The 21,932-nt window shown below is 50.4% G+C and carries 19 protein-coding genes; 8 read left to right on the top strand and 11 right to left on the bottom strand.

What is annotated here, in order from left to right; genetic code table 11:
* Positions 1-589: 589 nt before the first annotated feature.
* Both puuE and D9T21_RS09320 read right to left on the bottom strand, forming a co-directional pair.
* Positions 590-1,495, bottom strand: coding sequence for an allantoinase PuuE (gene puuE, locus D9T21_RS09325; protein WP_123324709.1), 906 nt, complete (start codon positions 1,493-1,495; stop codon positions 590-592).
* Entirely contained in the window at positions 1,492-2,145 is a 654-nt protein-coding gene (locus tag D9T21_RS09320; protein ID WP_123324708.1) for a TetR family transcriptional regulator C-terminal domain-containing protein, read from the bottom strand. The genes puuE and D9T21_RS09320 overlap by 4 nt, the downstream gene beginning before the upstream one ends.
* A 411-nt stretch (positions 2,146-2,556) precedes the next feature.
* Between D9T21_RS09320 and xdhA the strand changes: the two genes are divergently transcribed.
* From xdhA to D9T21_RS09285, 7 genes are read left to right on the top strand one after another with little or no spacing between them, the layout of a single operon-like run.
* Positions 2,557-3,999 carry a xanthine dehydrogenase small subunit gene (gene xdhA, locus D9T21_RS09315; RefSeq protein ID WP_123324707.1) on the top strand — a complete coding sequence of 481 codons (1,443 nt, stop codon included), beginning with the start codon at positions 2,557-2,559 and terminating at the stop codon, positions 3,997-3,999.
* On the top strand, positions 3,992-6,328 hold the full coding sequence (gene xdhB / locus D9T21_RS09310) for a xanthine dehydrogenase molybdopterin binding subunit (protein WP_123324706.1): 2,337 nt from the start codon (positions 3,992-3,994) through the stop codon (positions 6,326-6,328). The genes xdhA and xdhB overlap by 8 nt, the downstream gene beginning before the upstream one ends.
* Position 6,329: 1 nt before the next feature.
* Positions 6,330-7,193 carry a xanthine dehydrogenase accessory protein XdhC gene (gene xdhC, locus D9T21_RS09305; RefSeq protein ID WP_164464628.1) on the top strand — a complete coding sequence of 288 codons (864 nt, stop codon included), beginning with the start codon at positions 6,330-6,332 and terminating at the stop codon, positions 7,191-7,193.
* Positions 7,180-7,704 (top strand): 2-oxo-4-hydroxy-4-carboxy-5-ureidoimidazoline decarboxylase, encoded by a 525-nt coding sequence (uraD, locus tag D9T21_RS09300; RefSeq protein WP_105936645.1) that lies wholly within the window; start codon positions 7,180-7,182, stop codon positions 7,702-7,704. Before xdhC ends, uraD begins: the two co-directional genes overlap by 14 nt.
* Entirely contained in the window at positions 7,704-8,027 is a 324-nt protein-coding gene (uraH, locus tag D9T21_RS09295; RefSeq protein ID WP_123324705.1) for a hydroxyisourate hydrolase, read from the top strand. Before uraD ends, uraH begins: the two co-directional genes overlap by 1 nt.
* The gene (gene guaD, locus D9T21_RS09290) at positions 8,027-9,328 is read left to right on the top strand and encodes a guanine deaminase (RefSeq protein WP_123324704.1); all 1,302 of its coding nucleotides are present in this window, start codon (positions 8,027-8,029) and stop codon (positions 9,326-9,328) included. The genes uraH and guaD overlap by 1 nt, the downstream gene beginning before the upstream one ends.
* 2 nt (positions 9,329-9,330) lie before the next feature.
* Positions 9,331-10,551, top strand: a complete 1,221-nt coding sequence (locus D9T21_RS09285; protein ID WP_123324703.1) for a urate hydroxylase PuuD — start codon at positions 9,331-9,333, stop codon at positions 10,549-10,551.
* Positions 10,552-10,608: 57 nt separating this feature from the next.
* On the opposite strand, the gene D9T21_RS09280 is transcribed toward D9T21_RS09285, so the two are convergent.
* The 3 genes from D9T21_RS09280 to D9T21_RS09270 are packed head-to-tail and all read right to left on the bottom strand — an operon-like array spanning position 10,609 to position 14,497.
* On the bottom strand, positions 10,609-11,928 hold the full coding sequence (locus D9T21_RS09280) for a diguanylate cyclase (protein ID WP_123324702.1): 1,320 nt from the start codon (positions 11,926-11,928) through the stop codon (positions 10,609-10,611).
* Between the two features lie 29 nt (positions 11,929-11,957).
* Entirely contained in the window at positions 11,958-13,310 is a 1,353-nt protein-coding gene (locus D9T21_RS09275) for an ATP-binding protein (protein ID WP_123324701.1), read from the bottom strand.
* 8 nt (positions 13,311-13,318) lie between these two features.
* Complete coding sequence (locus tag D9T21_RS09270) at positions 13,319-14,497, bottom strand: FIST signal transduction protein (RefSeq protein ID WP_123324700.1); 1,179 nt, start codon at positions 14,495-14,497, stop codon at positions 13,319-13,321.
* Between the two features lie 240 nt (positions 14,498-14,737).
* On the opposite strand from D9T21_RS09270, the gene D9T21_RS09265 reads away from it, so the two are divergent.
* Positions 14,738-15,859, top strand: a complete 1,122-nt coding sequence (locus D9T21_RS09265) for an HDOD domain-containing protein (RefSeq protein WP_164464627.1) — start codon at positions 14,738-14,740, stop codon at positions 15,857-15,859.
* On the opposite strand, the gene mobA is transcribed toward D9T21_RS09265, so the two are convergent.
* From mobA to D9T21_RS22960, 6 genes are all read right to left on the bottom strand, one after another.
* A complete protein-coding gene (gene mobA / locus D9T21_RS09260; protein WP_123324698.1) occupies positions 15,848-16,447 on the bottom strand; it encodes a molybdenum cofactor guanylyltransferase in 600 nt (199 codons plus the stop codon). The genes D9T21_RS09265 and mobA overlap by 12 nt on opposite strands.
* A 7-nt stretch (positions 16,448-16,454) precedes the next feature.
* Positions 16,455-17,669, bottom strand: a complete 1,215-nt coding sequence (locus tag D9T21_RS09255; protein WP_123324697.1) for an alginate export family protein — start codon at positions 17,667-17,669, stop codon at positions 16,455-16,457.
* Positions 17,670-17,750: 81 nt separating this feature from the next.
* The gene (locus tag D9T21_RS09250) at positions 17,751-18,599 is read right to left on the bottom strand and encodes an ABC transporter ATP-binding protein (protein WP_105936655.1); all 849 of its coding nucleotides are present in this window, start codon (positions 18,597-18,599) and stop codon (positions 17,751-17,753) included.
* A gap of 28 nt (positions 18,600-18,627) precedes the next feature.
* Complete coding sequence (locus D9T21_RS09245) at positions 18,628-19,551, bottom strand: ABC transporter permease (RefSeq protein WP_240622061.1); 924 nt, start codon at positions 19,549-19,551, stop codon at positions 18,628-18,630.
* 108 nt (positions 19,552-19,659) lie between these two features.
* The gene (locus D9T21_RS09240; RefSeq protein ID WP_123324696.1) at positions 19,660-21,051 is read right to left on the bottom strand and encodes a CmpA/NrtA family ABC transporter substrate-binding protein; all 1,392 of its coding nucleotides are present in this window, start codon (positions 21,049-21,051) and stop codon (positions 19,660-19,662) included.
* A gap of 265 nt (positions 21,052-21,316) precedes the next feature.
* The gene (locus D9T21_RS22960; protein ID WP_277423855.1) at positions 21,317-21,913 is read right to left on the bottom strand and encodes a hypothetical protein; all 597 of its coding nucleotides are present in this window, start codon (positions 21,911-21,913) and stop codon (positions 21,317-21,319) included.
* Positions 21,914-21,932: the final 19 nt, after the last annotated feature.

Below are 21,932 nucleotides of genomic sequence, written 5' to 3'. Positions count from 1 at the left end.
ACGGCCGGTATGACGATGTTTTTTGAAGGCCAATACCCCACCCCGTCATGCCGGAAGCAGCTTTAGCCGCTATCCGGTGTCTCTCCGGTCTTCCTCCGATACTCAATGGTTTTTTTAACCGAATCAGCCTTTTTAGGAGATCCCTGAGGGCAATCCCGGCTCAAGGGCCGGGATGACAGTGTTGTTTTCAGGCTGCGCGGCCGGTTTGAAGGGATGTTCCAAGGCTACAATACGATGTTGAAACATCGGCTTTTTACCCGTTCGGTTATTGCGAACTATTGGCCTACAAAAAGTTTCAGGTAATCCGTAGGCTCGTCACGGACGACGAGCCAGGGCTGCGCGGGCAGGACGCCCGCTCAGCGCGTTAGGTTTGCCCTTTTTGTCTGCCAATAGGCTGTTTCGCAATTTAGAACTGCGGGAGGTCAAGGGGCGTCGCACTTCGCCCCTTGTTGCTGTCGGCAACCCGACGAATGCTGAGGCTACCTCAACCTTGTGGCTGTTTTTGCTAAGTCGTTCTGCTCAGGAGATACCGGCTCGAAGGCCGGCATGACGGTTATTTTTATAATAACTACTTCATCTGAAAAGGTTATCATTCACCGTAAGGAAAATGCTCTGCCCAGTGCTGAGCGATCTGCTCCCTGGTACAACACCACACCTGTTCGTGACCCTGCACATACTCAACAAAGCGCTTTAACGCTGCAAACCGGGCCGGACGGCCGATAATACGGTTATGCAGGCCGATGGATAACATCTTCGGCGCATCCAGCCCTTCTTCGTACAACACATCGAAAGCATCTTTAAGGTAAGTGAAAAATTGCTCACCGCTGTTAAAACCCTGCGGCGTGGCAAAGCGCATGTCATTGGTATCCAGCGTATAGGGCACCATCAACAATGGCTTACTGTAGTGTGTATCATAGTAGGGTAAATCGTCAGCATAGGAGTCGGCGCAGTAAAGAATATCGTCGCGCTCGGCAATCAGGGCCAGTGTATTCGGGCTCGTTCTGCCAGTGTACCAGCCTGCCGGGGCTTTGCCTGTAAGCGCTTTATGGCGAATAACCGACTCTTCAATCTGGGCCCGTTCTTCATTAATATCCATGTCCTGAAAATGAATCCAGCGCAGTGCGTGACTGGCGATTTCCCAGTCGGCATCAAGCATGGCTTTAACCGCTTCAGGATGACGCTCAAGTGCCATAGTCACACCAAACACAGTAACCGGTATATTGGCCTGGGTAAACAAGCGGTGCAAACGCCAGAACCCGGCCCTGGAACCATATTCATAAATAGATTCCATGCTCAGGTGGCGGTCCGGATAGGCTTGTGCACCAATGATCTCCGACAGAAAGATTTCAGAGTGGCTGTCACCGTGCAGCACACAGTTTTCTCCGCCTTCTTCGTAATTCAGGACAAACTGCACTGCCACCCTGGCATTGCCCGGCCACTCAGGATGGGGTGGGTTTGCACCGTAGCCAATCAGATCTCTTGGGTAATCACTCATTTCGCTGACTCCAGGTATTTTTCAGGCACGGTGAGTCCACAGCCTGACAATATCAATTGCACCAGTTGCCGGGTCGCTTCATCAAAATCTGCCCGTTTCATGGTTTTGCCTCGCAAACTGGTAATTTGTGCCGAAAAATCGGCGTAGTGCTGGGTGCAGGCCCAGATATGAAATAACAGATACAGCGGATCAACGACGGTCATCCGCCCCTGGGCTATCCAGCTATTCAAAATAGCCACCCGCCCTTCCATCCAGGCCACGTGTTCATTGCTGAAAAACTTATTGAGATAAGGCGCGCCATTGAGTACTTCCATGGCGAAAATTTTAGATGCCTGGGGATGGGTCCGTGACATTGTCATTTTATCTGCGATGTAATCAGCCAGCGACTGTGCCGGATCGTCGTCTTCGGTCACCTGGTCGAAGCGTGAATTCCACAGCGACATGATGTCCTGCAACATGGCCACGTATAAGCCCTGCTTGGATTTAAAATAATACAGAATATTGGTTTTCGGTAACTCCGCCTCGTCAGCAATTTGCTGTACCGAAGTGCCCTTAAAACCGTAAGTTGCGAAAGCCTTTTCAGCCGCGGCCAGAATTTTCTGTTTGTTCTTAGCCCCGATACTACCGTCCATTTTCGATTTACTCGCCATTAATACTGCGTTCCTTGTTTTTCACTGAAATTGACTGAGCACCTGAATATCATCAGGCATCGCCCTGCCTGTGATAGCGGGCGGATGTCCATTCATGCTATATCTTGTCACTTTCTCGTTGCTTTGTCTCAGTACTGGGTCTGATTTACAGCAATTTCCTGACCACTTAGTCATTTTTTTGCAGACCAAGTGGTCAGTCCACGCAATTGTCGTCACAGTATCCTGCGCTACACTTTACAGAAAGCAGGCAGAAGCCTGACAGGCGCCCTACCTGATAACGCCTGGTTCGCATGCCGGTTAGGCTGCAGCGCTATTTAAACACAAAAAACTGACCACTTGGTCTACTTTTTGAATAGTATTTCCGGTATGGTATGCGCTAATTAGCCCGCCATCTCAGGCCCGGAGCACAGGATGATAAAATTTTTACTTAATAATGAATTAGTTACGCTAGAAAAAGATGCTGCAGAAGTGTCTGTACAGCAATACTTGCGTGACCAGAAAGCGCTGACAGGCAGCAAGGAAGGCTGTGCAGCGGGCGATTGTGGTGCATGCACGGTCGTTCTTGGTGAAATTGCCCCTTCCCAAACCGGTATTTTTTACCGCAGTGTGAACAGTTGTATAACGCTCATGGTTGCGCTACATGGTAAACAACTGATCACGGTGGAACATCTCAGTGACGGCAACACCCTTCACCCGGTGCAGCAAGCCATGGTTGAACACCATGGCAGTCAGTGTGGTTTTTGTACGCCGGGTTTTGTGATGTCGATGTTTGCGCTTTACCATACTGACCAACCCGCCACGCGTGAAACCGTTAACAAAGCGCTGTCAGGCAATCTGTGCCGATGTACCGGCTACCGGCCAATCATAGATGCGACGATAGACAGCTGCGCACACCGGGGCGCGGATAAGTTCACCGTACAGGAGAGCGAGGTACTTAAACAGCTACAGGCCATCGCTGCAGAGACATCCACGCCGGTGATAAACAAGGTTTATTTACCTTCGAGCCGTGAAGCCATGGCAGCCTTGCTAGAGGAACATCCGGATGCACGTTTCGTTGCCGGTAGCACCGATTTGTCACTTGAATATACCCAACAGTTAAAAACCCTCCCAACCCTGGTAAGCACTACCCGGGTTAAGGAATGCCGTGAACTAAAAGTAGACAAACAAGCGGTTACCGTTGGTGCAGCGTTACCCCTCAGCGACATCGCACCGGTGCTGCACGAGCATTTTCCTCAGTTACACGAACTGATTGACCGATTCGCCTCCCTGCCTATAAGAAATCAGGCCACGCTTGGCGGCAATGTAGCCAATGCATCTCCTATCGGGGATATGCCGCCGGTACTACTGGCCGTGAATGCCACCGTTATTATTGATAACGGCAGCGAATACCGCGAGGTCCCGGCCGATAAATTTTTCACCGGCTATCGCCAAACCGTTTTGGCCGATAAAGAGTGGATAAGCGCTATTCGCTTTAACCATTTGGATGACCAGACACAGTTAAAAGCCTATAAAGTCTCCAAACGCCACGAAGATGATATATCTGCGGTCTGTGCCGTGTTCACGGTAACGCTGGACAACGGCAGCGTTCGTGCTATCAGCTCAGGTTTTGGCGGTGTGGCCGCTACTCCGGTTAGTTGCGAAGAGCTGGAACAGCGCTTGCTGGGTAAAACCTGGAGTGATCAAAGTACCCGCCAACTGGGCATGAAAATCCTGGCTGAGGCTTTTTCCCCCATTGATGATGTGCGGGCCAGCGCGAGCTATCGTAAACAAATTCTCGCCAATTTATGGCAGCGCTTCTGGTTTGAAACACAATCTGAACTATTAGCCACAACCCGGGTGACAGCATATGCGTAAACTTGTCGATCAACCTTCACACAAGGCCGAACACTCACCACTGCTGCGCTCTGAAAAGCACGAAAGTGCTATACGACAAGTGTCGGGAAGCGCGCGGTATGTCGACGATATCCCCGCACCGGCATCGCTATGCTATGCCAGCGCTGGGGTTACCAATGTCGCCAGTGGCACGTTGACTTCACTGGATCTCAGCGCCGTGAAACGATCTCCCGGGGTTATCGACGTCATTACCATCAGCGATATTCCCGGCCATACCGATATTGGCCCGGTGTTTGGTGGCGATCCCATTTTGCTCGATAAAGAAGTGAAATTTCATGGCCAGCCGGTATTCGCCGTCCTGGCAGAAACCCAGGAACAAGCACGGGTTGCCGCCACTAAAGCCACCATGACCTTTGCCGAAGCAGAGGCTATTCTCACCACAAATGAGGCATTGGCCGCCGATGCCAAGGTACGCCCTACCCATGAATTTGGTCGTGGTGATGTCAGCAATACCCTGCAAACTGCCCCTTTAACGGCTTCCGGTCATTTATCGGTGGGCGGTCAGGAACATATGTATCTGGAAGGTCAGGTTAGCCTGGCGATCCCTGAAGAAGAAGATCGCATAAGCATTTTCACCTCCAGTCAGCATCCCAGTGAGGTGCAAAAACTGGTGGCCGAAGTGCTGGACGTAAAATTACATCGCGTAGCGGTAGACATGCGCCGTATGGGTGGTGGTTTTGGTGGTAAAGAATCCCAGGCGGCCCAGTGGGCCTGTCTGGCTGCGGTTTTTGCACTGCGTACCCGGCGCGCGGTAAAAATGCGCCTGCCGCGCATGCTCGATATGCAAGCCACCGGCAAACGTCACCCTTTTGAAAACGACTATGAAATTGCCTTTAATGAAACCGGCAAAATGCTGGGTGCCAAAGTCACCGTATCGGGCAACTGTGGCCACTCACCGGATTTATCAGACGCCATTGTCGACCGCGCCATGTTTCACGTTGATAACGCCTATCAGTTAGGCGATACCCATATCACCGGCCACCGCCTTAAAACCAACATTGTGTCACATACGGCATTCCGGGGGTTTGGCGGCCCACAAGGGCTTATTATGGCCGAGCTGATGATGGACGTGGTAGCCCGAAAAATCGGGCTGGACCCGTTAAGCGTGCGTAAGCTCAACCTTTATGGTGAAGAGAATGGTACGGTTACCCCATACGGGATGCCACTGGAGCAGGATATTCTGGCCGACCTGATTGGCAAACTGGAGGCCAACAGCAATTACTGGCAGCGCCGCGAAGAAGTAAAAGCGTTTAACGCTGCCAGCCCGATAATCAAAAAAGGTCTGGCCCTGACGCCGGTAAAATTTGGTATTTCATTTACCGCCAAACACCTTAATCAGGCTGGTGCACTGCTGCATATCTACACCGATGGCAGTATTCAGGTTAATCACGGTGGTACCGAAATGGGCCAGGGTCTGCACACTAAAATCGGCCAGATTGTGGCCCATGAATTTGGCGTAACGCTGGATAATATCGAGGTAACCGCCACGCGCACTGATAAAGTGCCTAATACCTCGCCCACAGCGGCATCAAGTGGTACCGACCTTAACGGTAAAGCCGCACAAAATGCCTGTATTACTATTAAAGAGCGCCTGGCCGCTTTCTTTGCCGAACAATTTAACGTGCCGGCAGAAGATGTGATCTTTGCGGCGGGTCAGGTAAGCGCCGGCGGTCATCACCTGCCCTTTACCCAGTTAATTCAGAATGCCTACATGGCGCGTATTTCGTTATCGGCTACCGGCTACTACCGCACGCCCAAAATATACTACGATCGCGAAACCGGCTCTGGCCGGCCGTTCTTTTACTTTGCCAACGGCGCGGCTGTTTCTGAAGTCAGTGTGGATACCCTGACCGGCGAATATACCCTCGATAAAGTGGATATCCTCCATGACGTAGGTACCAGCCTTAACCCCGCCATTGACCGCGGCCAGATTGAAGGTGGCTTTATTCAGGGCATGGGCTGGCTCACCACCGAAGATTTACGCTGGGATGACAGCGGCCGGTTAATATCTAATAACATGGCCACCTATAAAATACCGGCAATTGGCGATACGCCTGCACACTTTAACGTCGCGCTGTTTGATCGGCCCAACGCCGAAGACAGTATTTATCACTCCAAAGCCGTAGGGGAGCCACCCTTTATGCTGGCCATCTCCGTGTGGTGCGCAATTAAAGACGCCATTGCCAGTCTGGCCGATTATAAGGTGGATCCTGATCTGCCTGCCCCGGCCACACCAGAAAAAGTCCTGATGGCCATTAACGCCATACAGAATGCCGGTGGAGAGCAGTAATATGCAAAACGAAAAATGGCAGGTACGACGCTGGTTCGAGGCTATTCACTATTGCGAACAACACGCCGAGGGTTATGCGCTTATCACGGTACTTACCACGGCTGGCTCCACGCCCCGTGAACAAGGCACCAAAATGGTCGTCACTGCTGACCGCCAGTTTGACACCATTGGTGGCGGTCACCTGGAGTTTAAAGCCATAGAGCTGGCCCGGCAGGCTCTGGCAGACAGTGTCAACCAGCGCCAGAACCAACAGGCGGTCCACCCTTTTCCGCTGGCCAGTAAACTGGGCCAGTGCTGTGGCGGCGCAGTAAAATTGCTGATAGAAACCCACGTTAGTCACCGCCAGGTACTGGCGCTGTTTGGCGCGGGTCATGTGGCCCAGGCACTGGTGCCTGTCCTCGCGCAGCTACCACTGTCTGTACGCTGGATTGATAACCGCGAGTCACTTACGCCCACCGGCCCCCTGCCGGCGAATGTGGACTATCTGTGTGACGATGAGCCGGTTGGCGAAATTCCATTGTTACCCGGTGGCAGCTGGGTGGTAATTATGACCCACGATCATCAACTGGATTTTGAGCTGGCCGAAAAAGCCCTCAAACACCCGGATTTACCTTACGTAGGTATGATTGGCTCTCAGACCAAAGCGAAACGGTTTGTCCACCGTTTACAAAGTAAAGGGATCAGCGAACAGCAACTCGCGCACTTCGTGACCCCCATTGGCCTTAGTGAAATACCGGGCAAACTGCCCGTGGAAGTGGCTGTATCGGTAAGCGCACAAATTATTCAGCGCTTGCATGGGGTTACTGGCTCAGCAGCATCCGGCACTGTCAACACGAAAAAGGAAGTACTTCATGACACTCAATGAATTAAATCAACTGGACGATAATGCCGCTTACGACTGGTTTGAAGCCAGCTGCGCGGCTGAGCGCTGGGTTAATGCCATGGTCACAGGCCGGCCGTATAAAAGCGCTGCTGATGTATACAGCTACGCGGTAGAAGTGTGGGAATCGCTCACCGAAAGCGATTACCGCCAGGCCTTTGAAGCGCACCCGATGATTGGTGATGTAAACAGTCTCAGGGCCAAATTCGCCAACACCAAAGACACCGCAGCATCAGAACAGCAAGGCACTGCGGTAGCCAGCGAAGAAACACTGCAGGTGCTGCATACGCTTAATCATGAGTACCTTAACAAACACGGCTTTATCTTTATTATCTGTGCCACCGGGCTTAGCGCCGATACCATGCTTCAAGCGCTGCAAAAACGCTTGCCCAACGATACGGTCAGCGAGCTCGAAAACGCCGCTGCCGAACAAATCAAAATCACCCTGCTACGCCTGACCAAAGGGTTAAGCGCACCAACACAGGAAGCTTCATAATGATCAGTTTATCCAGCCATGTGCTAGATACCACTTCAGGTAAACCGGTTGCCGATATGCCGGTCACACTTACCGGCCCGGATGGTAGTCAGATAACTACCGTTACCAACAGTGATGGACGTTGTAAAGACTGGCCCGATATCACCTTCAGCGCCGGCGTTTATGCCATTCGGTTTGAGTGCAGGGACTACCTGATTGCCAATCATGGCCAGTCATTTTATCCCTTCGTCGATATCCATTTTGAGATGACCGAAGACGGTGGCCACTACCACGTGCCGCTGCTTATCTCTCCGTTTGGTTTTAGCAGTTACCGGGGTAGCTAGTGGCAACAACACAACTCATTCGCGGAACGCTATATCATTATCCGCATTCGACAAGCCAGTATCAGAGCGATTTACAGAGCTTTAAAGATGGTGCGATGCTGATAAAAGACGGCAAGATTGCCGATCTTGGCGACTTTTCAGCGCTGAAAGCAACCTATGACGATGTAGAAGTTGTCGATTACTCAGGCCGGGTTATTATTCCGGGACTGATTGATACCCACCTGCATTTTCCGCAAACCGAAATTATCGCCAGTTACGGTGAACAGCTGCTGACCTGGCTCGACAACTTTACGTTTCCGGCGGAGCGTCAGTTTGAAGATGCCGACTTTGCCAACACTATGGCCGACGCCTTTTTAACCGAATGCCTGAAAAACGGCACCACGACCGGTCTGGTTTATTCAAGCGTGCATAAGGTCGCCACCGAGGCGCTGTTTGAGGCAGCCAGCCAACGCAATATGCTCACCGTGGCCGGTAAAGTATGCATGGACAGGCACTGCCCGGACTGGTTGCAGGATACGCCCGAGTCGGCCCAGCACGACAGTGCCGATCTGATTGACCGTTACCATGGTAAGGGGCGAAATTACTACGCCCTTACCCCGCGCTTTGCGCCCACCAGCAGTAGCGCCCAAATGGCCGCACTGGGTGAGCTGGCGCAGCAATACCAGGACGTGTTTATTCAGACTCACTTGTCGGAAAATCACGATGAAATCGCCTGGGTAAAAACCCTGTATCCAGAGTGCGAAGATTATCTGGCGGTGTACGAAAAGTACCATATGGTTCGCCCCAGAGCCGTTTATGGCCACTGTATTCATCTGTCTGACAGCGAATGGCAGCGCATGGCCGATAGTGGCGCCATTGCCGCTTTCTGCCCCACATCTAATTTATTTTTAGGCAGCGGCTTATTTGAAATGAGCAAAGCCGAAAAATTCGGCGTACCGGTCACACTGGCTACCGATGTAGGCGGTGGCACCAGTTTTAACCTACTCAGAACCCTCGGCGAGGCTTATAAGATTTGTCAGTTACGCAACTACAGCCTGTCGGCGCTACAAGGCTTTTATATGCTCACCCAGGGGGCTGCCGATAGTCTGGGGTTAAGCGATCAAATTGGTAACCTCAATCCGGGCAGTGATGCCGATTTTGTGGTGCTTAACCCTCGTTTTGATGCACTTACTCAGCTTCGCATCGACGCAGACAGTACCTGCGAAGACACCCTTTTTGCCCTGACCATGCTCGGCGACGATCGCGCCACTGTGGCCACCTATGTGGCGGGTCAACCACTATATCAACAACAGGAGCTCTAACCATGCCGTGGCTTGATTGGCTTTCATTATTTGTGCGCTGGTTTCACGTAATTGCCGGCATCGCCTGGATTGGTGCGTCATTTTATTTTATCTGGCTGGATAACAGCCTGGAAACACCGCCGGAGTGGAAAAAGCAAAAAGGCATTAAAGGCGACTTGTGGGCCGTGCACGGTGGCGGTTTTTATGAAGTCGGCAAATATGCCTATGGCCCGGAGGTAATGCCCAAAACCCTGCACTGGTTTAAATGGGAAGCCTACTCCACCTGGCTGAGCGGGTTCGCGTTACTTATCATTGTGTATTACTTTGCCGCTTCGGCGTATCTTATCGACCCGTCGGTAATGGCGCTTAGCGAAGGTGAAGCGATTGCCCGCGGACTCGGCTTACTGGCCGGTGGTGTGCTCTTGTATGAACTGGCCTGTCGTTCGCCACTCGCCAATTACCCAAAAGTGTTCGCCCTTGCCCTGACCGCATTGTTGGTGGTTGCCAGTTATCTGGCCACTCACTGGTTTAGTGGTCGCGGCGCTTACATTCACGTTGGTGCGCTGATTGGTTCGATAATGGTGGCCAATGTGTGGCTCAATATTATGCCGGCACAGCGCAAAATGGTCGATGCCGTCGCCGCCAAACAAGCCGTCGACCCGGCCTGGGGCGCGGGTGCTAAATTACGCTCGGTGCATAACAACTACCTGACCTTACCTATTCTGTTCATCATGATCAGCAACCATTATCCGATGACCTATCAGCATTCGCAAAACTGGTTAGTATTAGTGGCGATCATGGCGCTATCCGCCTGGATCAGACACTTTTTTAATCTGCGTCATGTGGGTAAGTTCAGTCCGGCCGTGCTGGTGAGTGGTATGCTGGGTTTGCTGGCTGTAGCGCTGTGGGTGTCCTGGCCGAAGCCGCAGCCTGAGATGGGTGAAGCGCCGGCAGCGAGTGTTAGTGAAAGCCAGACTGTTTCGTTATCAGCGCTGGATAAGCAGGTGCTGGCACTGGTTGAAACCCACTGTGTAGGCTGCCATGCAACGAACCCTACCGACGACATCTTCAAGGTTGCGCCGCTGGGAGTGAAACTCGATAGCTGGGCCGACATTGAGCGTCAGGGCCGCCAGTTGGTGAACCGCACCACGGTTACCCGGGATATGCCGTTTTTAAATAAAACCAATATGACCGATGAGGAAAGAGCCATTATTGCCGCCTGGGGCAAAGAACAAGGCTATTAGACTTACCCCGGGCCTGCTAACCTTACCCTGCTTGTGATACACATTAGGGTAAGGTGGCTAGGATGCCTTATTCCCTTTTACGTGATACATCTGTCTGTCTGCTTCATCAATCCATTGCTGAACGTTTTCCAGCTCCTGATGCCATTGTGACATGCCGATAGAACACTGAATAAGGATCTCCTCGCCACATTCCCCCCTGACTATCAGCGGCTCCGTAAAAATACGGTCAATCAGGTGCTGTGCTTCATAGTCCCGGGTATCTTTTAGCAGCAGCAAGAATTCATCACCGCCATAACGTCCCACCAGATCATTGGCGCGCATGGTGGATTTTATCCTTTCAGTTATCACCTGCAGCGCTTTATCGCCCGTCTGATGGCCATACTGGTCGTTGACCTGCTTAAATTTATCCAGATCTAAGAACGCCAGAGTGGACGTGGTACGTTCGCCAATCCGCTGTAATCGTTTAAATTCTGCATCTAGCGCATATAAGCACTCGCGGCGGTTATTAATCCCGGTCAGGCCATCGGTTCTTGATAGTACATTGAGTCTGTCGTTGGCAGACTTAAGTGCTTCGTGCATTTGTTTATCGTGGGTGATGTCGTCTGCGGTTATAACCAGACTGATCACCTCGCCTGCCGGGTTGCGGATCACTTCGCCACGTTCACGAATGTATCTTAGCTCACCGTCATCGCGCATGATGCGATATTCAAAGGACCAGGGGCTAGTAATGGTATGCCGGTAGAAATCCATTACCCGTGGCCTGTCTGCCACATGAATATGGCCGATAAAGCTTCTTGGATTATCATAGAGTTCTTTAGCGCTGCGCCCCCAGATACGCTGATAGCCCTCATTAATATAGATTAAAGACGTCAGGTCGGGACTGACGACGCTAACTGCCATACGGTCGGATAAGGAACTGATAATAGAGCGGAGGGTTTCCTGGGATTCAAAATAATCCTGCTCTATCCGCTTCTTCTCGTCGATATCCTCCACCACAGAGATAAAATAAGCCGGCGTATCATCGTCATTTCGCACTAATGTAACGGTAAGATTACCCCACACCATCCTGCCACTTTTATGGACGTAGAGTTTTTCCATCTGATAGGAATCGTAGAATCCGTCCAGTAACTCCGCCACGTGCTGAAGGTCTTTGTCAAGATAGTCAGGATGAGTAATATCCTGAAAATCCAGCTTTACCAGCTCTTCTTTACTGTAGCCAAGAAAGCTACTGAGCGCGGCATTGACGCGAATAAATCCCCCTTCAGGGCTAACATGGGCCAGGCCTATGCCACACTGTTCGAAGGTTGACTCAAATACATTCGCTGTTGTCTCACTGGCCATTGATTCCTCCATTCTGAACCGGCTGTATACGTCCATTTAATTACTTTGCGCTGTTCGCACATTCGTTATTCGCTAACCCGGGGTAAACGGATCAAAAAGCATGTCCCTTTGGCACTGCTTGATTCAAGATGTAGCTCGCCACCATATTTTTCAATAATCGCCTTTGATATGGATAATCCCAGTCCGGTTCCCATTCCCACGGTTTTAGTGGTGAAAAACGGATCGAAAATTTTAGCTGCCACCGCTGACGGAATGCCCGGTCCGTTGTCTGCTATGCGGCAATCCACGGTGGTTTTACCAGCTTCAATAGTAATGGTTATCCTGCCTGTTTTATCGGTTATCGCCTGGATTGCATTAGTCACAATGTTGATAAAGACCTGAGCAAGCTGATTGGCGTTAACATGAATCACAGGTTTTTCTTCACAACGGGTAAATTCGATATCTACTACCGTTTTTGCCTGGGTTTTGATAATGGTCAGCGCCAGCTCAATAACGGAGTTTAAATCCAGATCAACTCGGGTTTTCTCATCCGGATGTGAGAAGGATTTAAGATTGGCAATAATATCGCTGGCACGTCGAATGCCTTGCAGCGACTCATCAATCAAATCGTCCGTATCTGTTAAAATATAGTCCATATCCATCTTTTTGTGCAGCGCTTTCATTGCCTCTGACGATTCTGTTGCCTTACTGACAAACTCACTGACATCGCCAATGTAATCCTGCAAACTGGACAGGTTGCTGTTAATAAAACCCAGCGGATTATTCAGTTCATGAGCTACGCCGGCAGCCAGTTGTCCCAAAGCGGCCATTTTGTCCTGGTGCATCATCGATTTTTCAATACGATCGCGTTCCTCAAGCAGGGTTTCGCGCTCGCGGATAAGACTACGTTGTTCGAAGTGAGACAAGGTATTCGCGACAAACGCACTAAAAGATACGAAGATATCTTCGTACTGCTTAGAAAATGCACCAATATTTTTGTCGGAAATCAGCCAGATATATTTAGCCTGGGAGGTACTGATAGGGTGAATGAGCACCGAGTTCGCATCCGGTAACCAATCTCCCAGGTGGGCTTTCCACCCCGGGATCAAAGCCACGTTAAATACGTTCATGGTTTCTTCAAAAACGTTGGTTAAATCGGTATAGCGCAAGGGTTTAAAGGTTTTCCCCTCGATGCTGCTGCAAACCGGAATCACCGTACTTTGCTCTTCATTATGATGGGCAATGAGAATTTGATCGCAAGGCAATATCTCACCAATTACCTCAAATAACCGCCCGAACACCTCACTTCGATGAGTAGATGTCATGATTGCATCCAGGCTATGCAGCATTAACTGATTAATCTGCTTAAAGCGTTGCAACTGGCCATTTTCGTAACGTAACTTTTGAATTGTTTCGTGGAGTTTTTCTACATCGGTCACGAATTATTTCACCCTATTGCCGTTGCAGAAATCATTAAATTACCGTGACGGCTGATGCCATCTGAGAAACAGCCCTGCTCGCCAAAAGTAAATCCCACAATAAAAGGCACATCCTGAGCCAGTACCAGCAGCGAACTCTGGATCTCATCAAGATGGTCCTTAACAGCCAGCATACAGCCGCCACAAAAAACAATAATTAATGCCTTGGGGCGACATTCATAATTCAGCTCATGGGTTCTAAACACAACTTCAGTAACTTCGGTAGCGCGTCGGATTAGATTATCCGGTTGCCCGCTCATCAGCGTAATCTGCTCGCCGACTTCCAGGCTGGCAAACAGCTCAATGCTGCCATCGTCATTCAGTCGTGCCGGATGACTAAGCAGCGGCACACCGAGGCTCACTGTGCCCTGGTTGCGACTAATCGGAAAATAGGTACTTGCCTGCAATATGTTGCCAGGTACCAGTGGCGCTTGATCGAGCAGATTCAGCCAGCGATTGTAGACCGTGCCGGCCGGTTCGCCGTCGAGGGTATAAATTTTTCGACCTTCTCCCGCTGTGACCTGGGCAGACAATTCTGTCGGCTCATAGCCCGAACTAAAATAACAGGACACCGGCTCGCTCATGTAAAGCACCGCGACCACAATACCGTTGTGATGCAGCTCATTCCCATCAAACTGCACCCATTTACCTTCGATACTGTTATCGGCACTGCTGCCGCCAAATATCGGCACACTGTCACCAAGCACGCCATGCAGGCCATTGAGCACTTCTTCTTCATTACCTGGCGCCACAATCAACCAGACCAGCGACGGCATTTCACCCAGCTTGCCCGCGTCCTGCATCGCATTCACCAGCGTCGCCTCGGCGATTGCTCTCTCCTTACCGGGCGCCAGTTCTGCTGAGGCCACGCCCGCGCCGCCATCAATATCGGCCACAGAAAGCACATGCAGATAGCTTTCGCCTTTATCAGTGCCTAAGTGGCTCATAGCCCCCAGACAACTGGAAGAAGCAATCCATCGCGCACCGTTACGTTTATTATCAGCCTTATTAGAGCCTGCCAGAGCGGTTACCGCTGCGACATCACCGAAAGCAATATTGATGTCCGCTTTGTCCAGTTCAGATATCACGCACGTTTCGCCAAATGATCCATTCGCATCCAGGGGGAAGCGATTGACACCGATATGCATAGCCAAAACCCTTTAATTGTCACAATTGTCGCATCTTACACAATAATGACTTTGTATTTTAATTTTTACATTGATTTATATAGGTTACGAACAGTAAACTTGCAAAAAAATATCGTATAAATAAGCATAACCGGTAATGCCCATTTTTTCCTTTGAGCCGTGTGGAGCGACACTGGCGGCAATAGGAGCAAGGTAGCGGGCAAACTGACTTTTGCTTTTGAGGCTGGCAGTAAAGCAACGATGACTAATAACTACTATGCAGTGTTTATTGACGACGATGAACTGATGCTCAAAGCGATCAGGCGCACATCAAGGCGTCTGATCCCAAATTGGGATGCTACTTTTATCAATCAGCCGCTGACATGGCAAGAGTCACTGCGAGAGAAAGCCTATCCGGATATTGTATTTTGCGACTACAGAATGCCGGGGATCAATGGCGCGGAGTTACTCAGGCAAGTCGCTGAAAAATATCCATTGTCTATTCGCGTTCTGATGACCGGCGATACCCGGGACGAAATCCTGCTAGGTAATAGCGGTAATGCCCACAGTCTGCTCAATAAACCTTTTAGTGACGAACACCTTGGTGAACTGTTAAGCCACGTAGAAAAGCTTAAAGCCTTACCGGTGACCTACTCCCAACAGCAATGCCTGGGTCAGTTAAGCCAGCTGCCGGTATTACCCGAAATTATCGAAAAGTTACGTGCCGCGCTGAGTGATGAGCATACAAACGCCAGTCAGATTGCCGATATTATTCTTGAAGAACCGTTGATTGGCGCGCGTATTATGCAGGTTGCCAATTCGGCCTACCTGGGTTTCCAGCGCACCACCGACACCCTGGAAGAGGCTATTAGCAGACTTGGTACGCAGTTACTTTACGCTCTGACCATCAGTTTTGTACTGGAAACTGAAACCGCGCATCTCATGCCTGCCGCGCTCCACCAGCAAGTCTGTGAAAGCACCAGTCAAATGGCGACCTGTGGCAAAGCCCTGGCGGTTGCGCTGAATTGTCCGGCCAAATGCAAGGAGCAGGTATTTACCGCAGCAGTACTAAATGGCACTGGCCGACTGGTACTGGCAATGGTCAATGAAAGCTCACCGCAACTGGCTGACCAGCTAAAGGAAGTGAGCACACATCCGGATATTCTTATTACGGTATTTTTACTTACCCTGTGGTGTTTCCCGGAAGAACTAATTACGCCGCTACTGGATATCCAGGATGCACCGCTTGAAGAAGATAAAGCCTGGATTAACATACTCTACTACGCCCACCGGTACATTACGGTAAAGGACAACGCACAAAATCTGGCAGACTTTACCAGTACGTTACCCGAGGACGTGAAGGAAGCTTTGTTAAACGCCTGAACGTAATTCGGCAAGTTCTTCAGGGCGATTAATGTTTACCAGCTCACCCACTTTGCCACTAAATGCCACGGGCTGGGCATTCAGGCTGGCCAGTAATTTACGTACCGAAGGTGACGAGTCAGCGGCAATAAGCTTCCGTGCTGACTCCTGCGCTTGCGTGTTGACAGGTATAACCAAAGGTAAATAGTGCGCGCTGTAATAGACAGTCTGCTGATTACGCCTGGCGCACTCAAGTAAGGTATCAATGCTGAAAACAGAAAGACGGGGCATATCAACCGGCATAAACAAAGCCAGTCCCTGACTATCCTCTGTAGCAGAAAAACGCGCCAGCACATCACAAATAGCACTGGCAGGCCCCCGACCTGACTGCTGTTCGACTAAATCAGCTAGAGCGCCGCCTATTACAAAATGCTGATTCACCGCTGCCGCGTGAAGCACACCAGCCGCGATATCAAGCATGGTTTGCTGACCCACTTTGAGTTGCGCTTTGTCACTCCCCATTCGTCTGGAGCTGCCTCCGGCCAGGATGAATCCCAGGCTGTGATACGGAGGCTGCTGGATCAGCTTATCTATCGCGGCTGCTGTCATGGTCTGATTAAAACTTAGTGGCTATCCATACCCATAGTTTATCAGTATCTACCTTAATGTCGCCTGCTGAATAATTGGCATATTTAGCGCCGAAGCTAAATTTTTCAGCAATTTTGGTGGTGTACTGGATATTGATCTCACTACCCAGGTCGTCAACCGTGCTGCTCGCTTCATCTGCACTGAAGTCATGATAGACAAACAACCACTTACCACCGGCAAATTTGGTTGCCGCACTCACGTAAACATCCTGTAAGCCCTGGGCTGGCGTACCTAACCATTGATCAGACCAACCATTAAATTTATGCAGGGTCGCCAGTGGTGTGGCAAAGCCGTACATGCCATCATCAGAGCCCAGCAGCTCATAACCTAGCTTGGCCGTTACGCCTGAAACCACTGCGCCCGCTTCTAGCATTGCATAGGTGGCAGAGTAATCAGTCGCTGCCGTTTCGCTTGACTGGGTAGCAAACTCTGCGTTGTAAAGCCATTTAACCGAATCCGTTTTATAAGCTCCGCTATAACTTACACCGTAGGTATCCAGGCTGTTATCGGTGTTGTTATCCACTTCAAGCAGGTAGGCATAAGCGGTTAATTTACCGAAGTCGTCTTTGTAACTGACGTTGAGCAAATGGTCTTTTGAGTCGATATCCGCCGCTTCACCAAAAATACGGTTACGCTTATTCAGGTAGGCGTAAAACGCGTTGAGTTTATCACTGGCCTTATAGTTTACCGATACCGCATCATAGGTCTGCCAGTCCTGACGCCAGCCAACGTGTCCTACAAAACGGTGGCCGTCCAGCGCAATAATCTGCCGTCCGGCTTTTACGGTCAGGCCGTCATTTTTAAATTGTACATAGCCCTGATTCAGTTCGGTGGTTTCCGGGTCGGCAATCACCGAATATTCGCCTGGGTTGTAACCAGCCGGGCCAACGGTGTAGTCGCCCTGACCCATTACGATGGTCACATCTTCCAAATCCGCTTTAAATGAAAAGCCGTTGTACTCACCGGATTCAAAGCTAAGTAAAGTACGCAGCGTCAGTGCGCTGGCATCTTTTACCGCATTATCCTGATTCGCGCCTTCGTAACGCAGGCGAAAACTGGCTGATGCCTTGGAGTCTGATAACGCATCATGCCACTCAGTAGCCGCCTGGGCGGCAGGTAATAAGGCCGCAGAAATAACCGTAGCCAGCAGGCCTCGTTTGAAAAAAGAGCTTTGTGTTTTCATGATAAATTCCTAAATTGAGCGTGAGAATACCCGGCCCGGCCTCTTAAGGCCGAGCTAACAAATTGTTTTTATTAAGATTACTTAAGCGGCGTCAGACTTCTTTTTGGCGCCGGACTGCTTGCTTTTTTTATGGCCCGAAACGGTTTCCACTTTTTTCTGTTTTTCGTAAAGGAAGGTCAGCACTTCATGACGATAGTGGTTATATTCAGGGTTATCAGCCAGTGCCAGACGGTCCCGGGGACGCTCGAGTTTAACGTCCAGAATTTCGCCAATGGTAGCTGCCGGGCCGTTAGTCATCATTACGATGCGGTCAGATAACAACACGGCTTCATCTACATCGTGAGTAATCATGATCACCGTATTACCCAAATCTGCATGGATCTCCATCAGTGAGTCCTGCAAATGAGCCCGGGTCAGCGCATCAAGGGCACCGAAGGGTTCATCCATTAGCAGCACTTTAGGTTCCATAGCCAGCGCCCGGGCAATGCCCACCCGCTGCTTCATACCACCTGAGATTTCCGATGGCAGCTTGTCGAGTGCATGGGTCATATGCACCAGTTCCATGTTGTGCATTACCCAGTCACGGATTTCCTGTTTGGATTTCCCTTTCTGGGTTTGCTTTACAGCCAGTTCTACATTTTTGTAGCAGGATAACCAGGGCAGCAGTGAATGGTTCTGAAACACCACCGCCCGCTCTGGGCCAGGCTCTTTCACTTCAGCACCGTCGAGAATAACGCCACCTGTGGTTGCCTGATGCAGACCGGCGACAATATTTAACACGGTAGATTTACCGCAGCCTGAGTGACCAATCAGCGAGATAAATTCCCCTTTCTGAATCTTCAGATTCACATCGGTTAACGCAGTAAACGGCCCTTTAGGCGTAGGAAAGTCAATCCCTACCTGGCTGAGTTCTAAATGTCTGCTTTGCATAATTTATTTCCTCGAATATATTAGCCGCTTAGCGCAGCACTGCGTTTTTGTCCCAGCTTACCAACCGCTGTACCGACAGCATCAGACGGTCGAGCAGGAAACCAATTAAACCAATGGTGATAACCGCTACCATAATGCGTGCCAGTGACTCTGAGCTACCATTCTGGAACTCGTCCCAGACAAACTTACCCAGGCCCGGGTTCTGCGCGAGCATCTCAGCCGCTATCAGCACCATCCAGCCTATGCCGAGTGACAAACGTAAACCGGTAAAAATCATTGGAATAGACGCTGGCAATACGATTTTCTGCACATGGCTTAATGGCTTTAACCGCAGCACCTTACTCACGTTCACCAGATCTGAATCGATGTTAGAAACGCCTACCGCAGTATTGATTAGCGTGGGCCATAAGCAGCACAGCGATACGGTGAAAGCAGACGTAATAAATGACTTGGAAAACATCGGGTCATCACTCACGTACACTGCACTGACCACCATGGTCACCAGGGGCAGCCAGGCCAGCGGAGACACCGGTTTAAAAATCTGGATCAGCGGGTTCATGGCCGAGTATGCGGATTTACTCAGACCACACAGGATCCCCACTGGCACCGCCACAATGCTGGCAATAAAAAAGCCCACCATCACCGTGTATAAACTGGTCCATATCTGATCGAAGAAGGTTGGCGCACCGGTGAAGTCACGAATTTTCGGCACGTAGGTTGGGTCCTGTGCAACACGCTTGGCGTTGCGAACTTCCTGGCGCTCGTAAAATGCAGCGGCTTTCTCTCGCTGCGCGCTGTGTTCATCGATTAACGTAAAGGTTTGTTCCCACACCTGCGCCGGGCCAGGAAACTGCCCCAGCGACGTATCGATGTTTTTGGCTACCACATTCCAAATCGCGAGGAATAATAATATGCCAACAACAGGCATCAATAATTTTGGTACGGTGGACATAATATTCCCTAACACATTTTTACCGCGGATCTGGCCAATATGGCTGACAACTGGTACCGATTTACTCATCGTCTTTACCTTTTATCATCGAGGGTCCGGGAGACACGGTTATAAAACCGTGTCGCCTTTCAGACCAATTGAGAATTTCTCTAAGTATTCATTGGGCTTGCTGCCATCAAACGTCACGTTATCGATAAACTCGGTTTGCGGCGGCTTAAAGCCGGATTCTGTGTCGAAGTCAGGAAAATCTTTAGGATCTGCCAGGCCTTCTTCAATCAGCGCTTTGGCAGCAATGGTGTAGATATCAGGGCGGTATACGCTCTTTGCTGTCTGCATGTACCAATCGTCAGACTTAGGCTCAGCAATCTGTCCCCATCGGCGCATCTGGGTTAAATACCAAATCGCATCGCTGTAGTACGGATAGGTCGCGTTATGACGGAAGAATACGTTGAAGTCAGGCACCTCACGCTTGTCGCCTTTTTCGTATTCAAAGGTACCTGTCATGCTGTTAGCGATTACGTCGGCATCAGCGCCCACATAGCTGCTCTTAGCCAGAATTTTTACCGCTTCCGGGCGGTTAGCATTGTTGTTTGCATCCAACCACATGGCGGCGCGGATCATCGCCTTCACCACGCGAATGTGCGTATTCGGGTTTTCTTCGGCCCAGGCTTTACTGACACCAAAAACTTTTTCCGGATTGTTTTTCCAGATTTCGTAATCAGTGATCACCGGTACACCAATCCCTTTGAATACCGCTTGTTGGTTCCACGGTTCACCTACGCAGTAACCATAGATAGTACCGGCTTCCATGGTAGCTGGCATTTGCGGTGGTGGCGTTACCGACAGCAGTGCCTGAGCATCAATCTGGCCTGAGGTATCGCCTTTGTGCGGTGCATAGTAACCCGGGTGGATGCCGCCTGCGGCTAGCCAGTAACGCAGCTCATAGTTATGCGTGGAAACCGGAAATACCATACCCATTTTAAATGGCTTACCCGCCTGTTTGTAACTCTCTACCACCGGCTTTAAGTAGTCGGCTTTAATTGGATGGACCGGCTTGCCATTTTCAACCGGAATGTGTTTTTCCATCTCGGCCCAGACATCATTAGAAACGGTGATCCCGTTGCCGTTTAAGTCCATGCTGAAAGCGGTGATAATGTGCGACTGGGTACCAAAACCGATAGTTGCACCCAGCGGCTGACCGGCCAGCATGTGTGCGCCGTCCAGCTGGCCGTCGATAACACGGTCGAGTAACACTTTCCAGTTAGCCTGGGCTTCCAGCGTGACATACAGACCTTCGTCTTCGAAATAACCTTTTTCGTAAGCAATCGCCAGTGGCGCCATATCGGTAAGCTTGATAAAGCCAAACTTCAGTTCTTCTTTTTCTGGCCAGCCAATATCCTCAGCAGACACGGTAGTCACTGAGGCAGTAAATAATGACGCAACCAGAGTCAGGGAGCCTGCCACCTGCTTGAACTTGTGTTTTACAGTCTTGTGTAACATGTACTTTCCTTAAGCCAAAAAAAACCCACCCGTTCGAAATGACAGTGTCATTGTGAACGGGTGGGCTTCGTTGCCGTGTACCTCGCCTCATTAGAAGACAGCAAGGTATGAATAAATTGTTTAGGTGTAGCGCATACTAGTATTGCTGATTAGATATATACACATTTAGTGCCAATATTTAATAACCTTTAATTTCAACAACTTATAGGTTTCGGTTGTTTATCGCCGAAATTCAGCGACTCATCGTAGTGCATTTTGTGCACTGTCAGTGCTCACCATGAAAAGGCAACGCCTGCTTATGGCGCATTTGCCATAGTTCTGTTGCCCGCTGCTCGGCCTCTTGTTGGCTTAATTTTTCCAGTAATATCAGATACACCGCCAGCGAGGCAATCACGGCCTGGCGGGCGTAACCGTGTTCTATATCGCCCCGCCACACTGCTATCATGGTCGCCACTGAGAAATCACGTTCTTTCATTGCCCAGCCATCCGCCTCGGGTAACACCACTTTGGTGGTGGCGCCGCTGCGGGTGTAATACAAATCTGTTGGCCTGTCGCGATTCACCTCAGGGTCGCCGCCGTCGCCACGAAACACCAGTGACTGCTGTGAGCTAAAGGTTTCATTAACTTTGGCATGTCGCTCATCCAGGTGAGTATGGTATACCCCCTGTACTGCAAACGGCGCATTACTGGGGTTTAACAGCCTTGCCAGGGTATTGGCGCAGGACCGTAAGCCAAATAATTCACGTAGTTTAATAATGCGATCAAGCTCGGGCAGGGCAATGCCTAAATCCAGATAACAGGCATTCATGCTGTCCATGGTTTGCTCGGCATGTTGCACCGATGTTGCCAGTGGCAATCCCAACTCGGCCAGGGCATGGCTG

This window comes from Marisediminitalea oceani, from assembly GCF_003731635.1.
GTDB classification, from domain to species: Bacteria; Pseudomonadota; Gammaproteobacteria; order Enterobacterales; family Alteromonadaceae; genus Alteromonas; species Alteromonas oceani.
Note: the sequence above shows the minus strand (reverse complement) of the source record. Positions and strands in the feature narration are given on the sequence as shown.

Coding starts and splice junctions, on each gene's coding strand:
- D9T21_RS09240 (WP_123324696.1), bottom strand. CDS start 21,051: ATGTTACACAAGACTGTAAAACACAAGTTCAAGCAGGTGGCAGGCTCC.
- D9T21_RS09265 (WP_164464627.1), top strand. CDS start 14,738: ATGACTAATAACTACTATGCAGTGTTTATTGACGACGATGAACTGATG.
- xdhB (WP_123324706.1), top strand. CDS start 3,992: ATGCGTAAACTTGTCGATCAACCTTCACACAAGGCCGAACACTCACCA.
- D9T21_RS09285 (WP_123324703.1), top strand. CDS start 9,331: ATGCCGTGGCTTGATTGGCTTTCATTATTTGTGCGCTGGTTTCACGTA.
- D9T21_RS09320 (WP_123324708.1), bottom strand. CDS start 2,145: ATGGCGAGTAAATCGAAAATGGACGGTAGTATCGGGGCTAAGAACAAA.
- xdhA (WP_123324707.1), top strand. CDS start 2,557: ATGATAAAATTTTTACTTAATAATGAATTAGTTACGCTAGAAAAAGAT.
- D9T21_RS09245 (WP_240622061.1), bottom strand. CDS start 19,551: ATGTCCACCGTACCAAAATTATTGATGCCTGTTGTTGGCATATTATTA.
- uraD (WP_105936645.1), top strand. CDS start 7,180: ATGACACTCAATGAATTAAATCAACTGGACGATAATGCCGCTTACGAC.
- xdhC (WP_164464628.1), top strand. CDS start 6,330: ATGCAAAACGAAAAATGGCAGGTACGACGCTGGTTCGAGGCTATTCAC.
- D9T21_RS09255 (WP_123324697.1), bottom strand. CDS start 17,669: ATGAAAACACAAAGCTCTTTTTTCAAACGAGGCCTGCTGGCTACGGTT.
- D9T21_RS09250 (WP_105936655.1), bottom strand. CDS start 18,599: ATGCAAAGCAGACATTTAGAACTCAGCCAGGTAGGGATTGACTTTCCT.
- puuE (WP_123324709.1), bottom strand. CDS start 1,495: ATGAGTGATTACCCAAGAGATCTGATTGGCTACGGTGCAAACCCACCC.
- mobA (WP_123324698.1), bottom strand. CDS start 16,447: ATGACAGCAGCCGCGATAGATAAGCTGATCCAGCAGCCTCCGTATCAC.
- D9T21_RS09280 (WP_123324702.1), bottom strand. CDS start 11,928: ATGGACGTATACAGCCGGTTCAGAATGGAGGAATCAATGGCCAGTGAG.
- uraH (WP_123324705.1), top strand. CDS start 7,704: ATGATCAGTTTATCCAGCCATGTGCTAGATACCACTTCAGGTAAACCG.
- D9T21_RS09270 (WP_123324700.1), bottom strand. CDS start 14,497: ATGCATATCGGTGTCAATCGCTTCCCCCTGGATGCGAATGGATCATTT.